The organism is Sphingobium sp., from assembly GCF_035511395.1.
Lineage (GTDB): Bacteria > Pseudomonadota > Alphaproteobacteria > Sphingomonadales > Sphingomonadaceae > Sphingobium.
The window spans coordinates 1-5,354 of sequence record NZ_DATKFP010000193.1 but is presented as its reverse complement, the minus strand read 5'-3'; the positions used below and the strand labels follow the sequence as shown (position 1 = coordinate 5,354).

Below are 5,354 nucleotides of genomic sequence, written 5' to 3'. Positions count from 1 at the left end.
GGCGCTGACGCCATGCAGTACGAAGATACTCTTGGAAGTGTCCATTCCGATGCGCGCGATGTTGCTCACTGACGGCCTCCTACTGTGATCTAACGACCTCATTATGATGTTCGGGGGCCGTCCACCCCAACACCATTTTTCCGTGCGGGTCGGGGACGGGCCTCTCCTGCGAGATTTGCTGCCGCCCGGAAAAATCGTGACCCCCATCGCCGGCTGCGCCGGTCGCGTTCCGCGATCCTTGACCCCGCCGCTCGCAGCCCGTGCCCCCGGGGAAACCTCTTTCGTTTCCATAGGAGGTTTCCATGACGAAGATCCACCGCAGCGTCCGTCCGTTCTGCGACATCGCAGAATTCATCGCACAGGAGACGAACGCCGCCACCGACGACTTTCACGCAGCCTTCTCCTCCGATCTTGGCGGCATCCGCGTCGGGCGCAGCGAGGAGGAGATGACCACCGACATGCCCGATCCTCGCGAAGCCCAACTCGCCGTCGAACTGATCGTCACGACCCTCTTCGACCTGCTGCGCGACACGCGGTTGCAGCCTGCTGCCGAGCGCCTCGCATGGGGCATCGTGAACAGTTTCCATCACGTCGCAGACCAGTGGGAGGGGCAGGCCGACAAGGCGACACGCGGCGTCCAGGACCTGCTGCAGCGCGCCGACGGCAGCGAAATCCACGGCGTCGAACTCGAGCAGGCACAGGACGAACTCGAATTCCTCGACGAAGCCACCGACGCCCTGCGGTGCATGCGCGACCATGCCGCCGACGTCTTCCACACCGAAACCGGACGGCCATGGTCCGCACCGAGGGGCTCGCTGGTATCGAGCAAGCGCACAGCCTCGGTTATCGCCGCCACCGATTTCCTGGCCGCCCGCCGCCAGCGCCGCGCCGCCGCGCATAACCCGCAGGGGCCCGTCGTGATCTTCTCGGGCGGGGCGGACTGCTGGTTTGACGCCCGCCTGATCTGGGCGAAACTCGACGACACGAAATCCCGCAACCCGGCGATGGTGCTGGCCACGACCGCACAGGACAAGGGTTGCGACGCGATGGCGGCGGCCTGGGCGGCCTCACGCAAGGTCAAGCTCATCACGTTCCGCCTCAGCGCCAAGCTGGGAAAACGGGCGGGGTTCGTCCGGAACGAGCAGATGGTCGGACTGCGGCCCGTCGAGGCGCTGGTCTGCGAAGGGTCGGGCCTGCAGTCCCACCTCGCGCGCCTCGTGAAGGAGAAGCATATCCCGGCGCGGTTCGTCAGGCTCAGCGACCAGGGATGGGAGGCGCAGTGAGGTTTCCCCAGAGGACCGGTCCGGTTTGCCGGGCCGGTCCTCATTTTTGTCTTCGCGCGTAGTTGTCGCTTCCGCTCAGGGACCCGCAGGCGGGTCCGTCGCGGACGCGATGCGGAACCGCCGGGGGCGGTCCCGGCCTCCTGCGCGCGGCTGCGCCGTGCTCGTCGCAGGGACACCCTTCGGGTGCGGTCCTGGCGCGTCTGGCCGCGAAGGCAAGGTTGCGCCCTGCCACCAGAGGAGAGGAGGGCAGAGAGGGGCGGCTCATTCGAGGAGATCAAAGCCATGTCCGAGCATATCCTTTCACACCTCTCCGGTTCGGCCGTCTTCATATCCGGATCGCTGTCCATTACCGCACTTCCCCGGCCCGTCATCGAACGCATAGGCGGTATCGCCGAGCGCGCGCTTCCCGTCCTGATCGGGGATGCCCGCGGCGTGGATCGGTTGGTCCAGCGCCATCTTGCCGATCGGGATATCGCTGCCTTCACGGTCTACTGCTCAGGCGAGACCCCGCGCCATAACCTGGGAGACTGGTCCGTCCGGCACATTGCGTCCGCCGGGCGAAAGGGCACCGCCGCATACCATGCCCCGAAGGATGCGGCGATGGCGCGCGATGCCTTCAGCGGTCTCGTGATCTGGGATGGTCGCAGCCGGGGAAGCCTTGCCAATATCCACCGGTTGGCCCTGCGGCGATGCTTCATCCTGATCTGGTTCGAGCCGGAGGGGCGCTTCATTACCCTGAGGTCGGACTCCGACAGGAGCAGCTTTCTCGAAGCACATCCCTGCGGGAATCTGTGATCGCCAGCGGCGTGATCAGCCTGCCGTCGGCAGCCCTTTGACCGCCGTCAGCGCCGCGCTGCCACCGACCCGGATCGCCTGCGTCAAAAGCTCGCGGAACTCTCGCTCCGCAAGCTTCTCCACCGGTATCTCCGAGATCATCGCGGCATATTTGCCCCGTAGGGCACGGCGAGCGTTTTCCAGTTCGTCGTTCATCTTGCGCTGACGCGCTTCCAGATCGGCGAGCCGGTCCCTTTCCGTCATCTTCGGCATTTCCATCGTCCTTCCCCGATGGCCTGCCCGTCACCTGCGACTGTGCCACATCGACGGACCAGTGCAAGCGGGATTGCCTCTTCCTGCGGAACCGGCGGGGGCGCCGCGCCAGGCTGCTCCTGTCGATCCTTCACCAACCCCATCCCATCCATCGGACCGGGCTGCCTGCAGTCCGCGGACATCCCCCTTGAAGAGGCTGCCATGGCTACCATAGATCCCGACTACGATCGTTTCGTCGAAACCCATGAACCGCATTTCCTCCGTGCGCAGGCGCGGGGTTTCGCTCTCATTCGCGAGATCGAGTGCCATCTCGAAAGGGCTGGTTCCTACGCCGGCCGATATTGCGGCCACACCGATCGCGAGACTGGCGATTTCGTGATAACCGGCGAGTGCGACGAGGTATTCATGGCCGAATGGAACCGGGCTTCGGATCTCGCCCACAGGGCCGCCCGCTCCAATGCCTATCGGATCATCCGGGCGCAGGGACGGGGCGACGAGGCGGCCAGGCTCATCCATGAAGCGCGCGCGCTGATCGCCCGCCAGAACTGATCACGTCCCCGGGACCGGGCCTGATGCCCGGTCCCTTTTTTTGCTTTTAGGGAGACCCCGCCCATGAACACCATCCCTCGATCCACTGCACCTGTATCCCCCGTAAATCAGGAGCAAGGGTGCCTCCTGCCTTCCGGCACGAGGCTGCGCAGCGCGAGTGCGCTGCGTAAGGCGGGACGCACGGCGCGAGGCCGTTTTGTAATGGACCCTACGCACGGGTGCTGCGGGTGAATTTCCTCGTTTAATCAGATCGATAGATCTGCCATACGGGGCAGGCTTCAATCCGCCGCCATGTAAGGCATGGCTCACCAGCAAGTCATCTGCCTGGCCATGGCTTTGAAATCCCGCCGAAATTCCTGTAATCCGTGCCTTACCGCCATCCTTTCGTGAGGAAGGGGGCAGGTGACATTGAGCGGCATTGACGTTGAAGCGCTGCATGGGGCGTGCTCCGCGCCTCATTCATGGTGGTGCGACCGGAAGGAAAGGCATGGCGGACCAGAATGAAAGCTACATCATCGATCTTCGCCGGGCTTTGGTCGAGGCAATCTGCATGGTGTCGGCGCAGCGCCAAGAGGCCGCTCCAGGGGACAAGGGCGATACGCTCTTCATCGGATCTGCCGAAGCCGGCGAAGCGCTGGTGCTGCTGTTGTCGGAATTCGTCGAAGGAGTGCCCGACCTTCGTACCTCCGCGGATGTGCGCCGCATGTCGGACGTCATCGCGAAAAAGATGAGGCTCAACATTGCCGATATCCGGCGGGGTCGCGCCGAGACCTGCGGGCGTCCTCCTTCGTCGATCGTAATCAGAGGAAACTGATATCCCGTCGCTTGGGTCATCGGCAGGATGGTCCGCGAGCGAGCTGATCGGCCTAGGGAAGGGGCCAGATAGTCGGGGGATCTGGTATCTCTTGCGGCGATTCCGATGAGAGCCTATAGTAAAGAGGCTTCATGACATCTGCGAAGGCTCCCGGCAGCGGAGACCTTTCGCGTGACCAAAGTCAGTTTTCGGGTCGATCCGGCCTTGCACGACGCCGTGCTGCGACGCGCGTATGGAGCCAATCTCAGCCTGTCCGCCTTTATTCGCCAGACGCTCGAACAGGCGGTCGACAATCGCAAGCGTTACGTCTTTTCCTCGCAGGACGAAATCCTCGCAACCTCCATCCAGATCCTCTCGATCCTGGCGACCTCGGTAGGACGACGCTCGCCCGAAACGCTGGAGCAGGGGATGGCGCAGGCGCGCACTATCCTCGCCGAGCGCGGCCTCCTCGGCGAGGAGGAGGCACAATGAGCATCTTTCGCAACGACACGCTGGGCTCGTGGACGCGCGGAGGGCAGGCCATCGTCCACAATGTCCGCATGACCACCCAGGTCTTTTACCAGACGCTGCTCGCGGGGCTGATCATCTGGCTGATCGGCACCGTCTGGTATGCGTTCGAGAAGTCGAGCGAATACGAGCGCTTCGCTCTGGTCAAGCTCGCCGAAGCCATGATCAAGGTCGATGCGGCCGGTGACACCAATGACCCCGTGCAGTTTCGTACTCCGCAAGGGCACGATTACTGGACCTCCGCCGACTGGCTGGTCGCCTCGACCCTCGCGAAAAAGACCCTCCACGCCTTCGAGGTCTATCTGCTCCACGGTGCATTGATCTCGGGTCTGTTCGCGCTCGTCATGCTGGGCTGGGCATGGTTCTACTTTACCCGCACGGGGAGGGGGCTCGGCTCCAACGAATATCTGCGCGGCGCCCGGTTCGGGACGATCCGACAGGTGAAGCGCGCGCTGTGGCGACAGACAAAGGGGCCTTTGTCGATCGGCAACGTCCCGGTGCCGGAGGCCTACGAGCCCGAACATATCCTCCTGTGCGGCGCCCCCGGGACGGGCAAGACCAACCTTATCGTCGGCATGCTGGAGGGTATCCGCAAGTCGGGAAGGCGAGCCATCGTCTATGACACGGCCGGCACTTTCGTCGAGAAGTTCTACCGGCAGGGCGCCGACATGCTGCTCAACCCGCTCGATCAGCGCACGGCGCGCTGGTCGCCGTGGGTCGATGTCCCGCGCGACTATCACTACGACCAGATCGCCGAGTCCACGATCCCCGACAAGCATGGCGATCCCTTCTGGGCCAAGGCCGCGCGCGGCACGCTGGTCGCCGTCATGCGCAAGCTCGCACGTCAGAAGCATACCTATGTTTCGGTCCTGCTGGACCGGCTGCTCCGCTCGAAGCTCAAGGACCTCGCGGCATTCGTCTCCGGCACCGATGCGGCCGCCTTCATCAGCACCGAAGGCGAACGGACGTCCGCCGGTATCCAGGCAGAACTCGCCTCGGTGATGCGCAGCTTCGGCTATCTGGACGATACCGAGGACGGCTTTTCGATCCGCGACTGGGTGGAAAAGGGCGCGGAAGGAAGCTGGCTCTTCATCACGGTCAAGGCCGACCAGCTACCCTCGCTGCGTCCCTTGATCACGGTCTGGCTCGATATC

Annotated in this window: 7 protein-coding genes; 6 read left to right on the top strand and 1 reads right to left on the bottom strand. The window is 63.9% G+C overall.

The genetic code is table 11. The features are described 5' to 3' along the window. Positions 1-302 precede the first annotated feature (302 nt). Positions 303-1,283 carry a DUF2493 domain-containing protein gene (locus VMR39_RS13215; RefSeq protein WP_325416466.1) on the top strand — a complete coding sequence of 327 codons (981 nt, stop codon included), beginning with the start codon at positions 303-305 and terminating at the stop codon, positions 1,281-1,283. A 282-nt stretch (positions 1,284-1,565) separates the two neighbouring features. After that, a complete protein-coding gene (locus VMR39_RS13210; RefSeq protein ID WP_325416465.1) occupies positions 1,566-2,078 on the top strand; it encodes a hypothetical protein in 513 nt (170 codons plus the stop codon). 15 nt (positions 2,079-2,093) lie between these two features. Here VMR39_RS13210 and VMR39_RS13205 read toward each other — a convergent pair whose 3' ends face one another. Continuing rightward, positions 2,094-2,330 carry a hypothetical protein gene (locus VMR39_RS13205; protein WP_325416464.1) on the bottom strand — a complete coding sequence of 79 codons (237 nt, stop codon included), beginning with the start codon at positions 2,328-2,330 and terminating at the stop codon, positions 2,094-2,096. A gap of 201 nt (positions 2,331-2,531) precedes the next feature. On the opposite strand from VMR39_RS13205, the gene VMR39_RS13200 reads away from it, so the two are divergent. From VMR39_RS13200 to VMR39_RS13185, 4 genes are all read left to right on the top strand, one after another. Continuing rightward, positions 2,532-2,879, top strand: coding sequence for a hypothetical protein (locus tag VMR39_RS13200; protein WP_325416463.1), 348 nt, complete (start codon positions 2,532-2,534; stop codon positions 2,877-2,879). A 550-nt stretch (positions 2,880-3,429) separates the two neighbouring features. Further along, the gene (locus VMR39_RS13195; RefSeq protein ID WP_325416462.1) at positions 3,430-3,693 is read left to right on the top strand and encodes a hypothetical protein; all 264 of its coding nucleotides are present in this window, start codon (positions 3,430-3,432) and stop codon (positions 3,691-3,693) included. Positions 3,694-3,864: 171 nt separating this feature from the next. Next, a complete protein-coding gene (locus tag VMR39_RS13190) occupies positions 3,865-4,164 on the top strand; it encodes a CopG family transcriptional regulator (protein WP_325416461.1) in 300 nt (99 codons plus the stop codon). After that, positions 4,161-5,354, top strand: a 1,194-nt coding sequence (locus VMR39_RS13185; RefSeq protein ID WP_325416460.1) for a type IV secretion system DNA-binding domain-containing protein, incomplete at its 3' end; no start/stop codon positions are given. The genes VMR39_RS13190 and VMR39_RS13185, both read left to right, overlap by 4 nt.

What these genes read in the sequence shown, in the direction of transcription:
- VMR39_RS13215 (WP_325416466.1), top strand. Translation starts at nt 303, where the DNA reads ATGACGAAGATCCACCGCAGCGTCCGTCCGTTCTGCGACATCGCAGAA.
- VMR39_RS13210 (WP_325416465.1), top strand. Translation starts at nt 1,566, where the DNA reads ATGTCCGAGCATATCCTTTCACACCTCTCCGGTTCGGCCGTCTTCATA.
- VMR39_RS13205 (WP_325416464.1), bottom strand. Translation starts at nt 2,330, where the DNA reads ATGCCGAAGATGACGGAAAGGGACCGGCTCGCCGATCTGGAAGCGCGT.
- VMR39_RS13200 (WP_325416463.1), top strand. Translation starts at nt 2,532, where the DNA reads ATGGCTACCATAGATCCCGACTACGATCGTTTCGTCGAAACCCATGAA.
- VMR39_RS13195 (WP_325416462.1), top strand. Translation starts at nt 3,430, where the DNA reads ATGGTGTCGGCGCAGCGCCAAGAGGCCGCTCCAGGGGACAAGGGCGAT.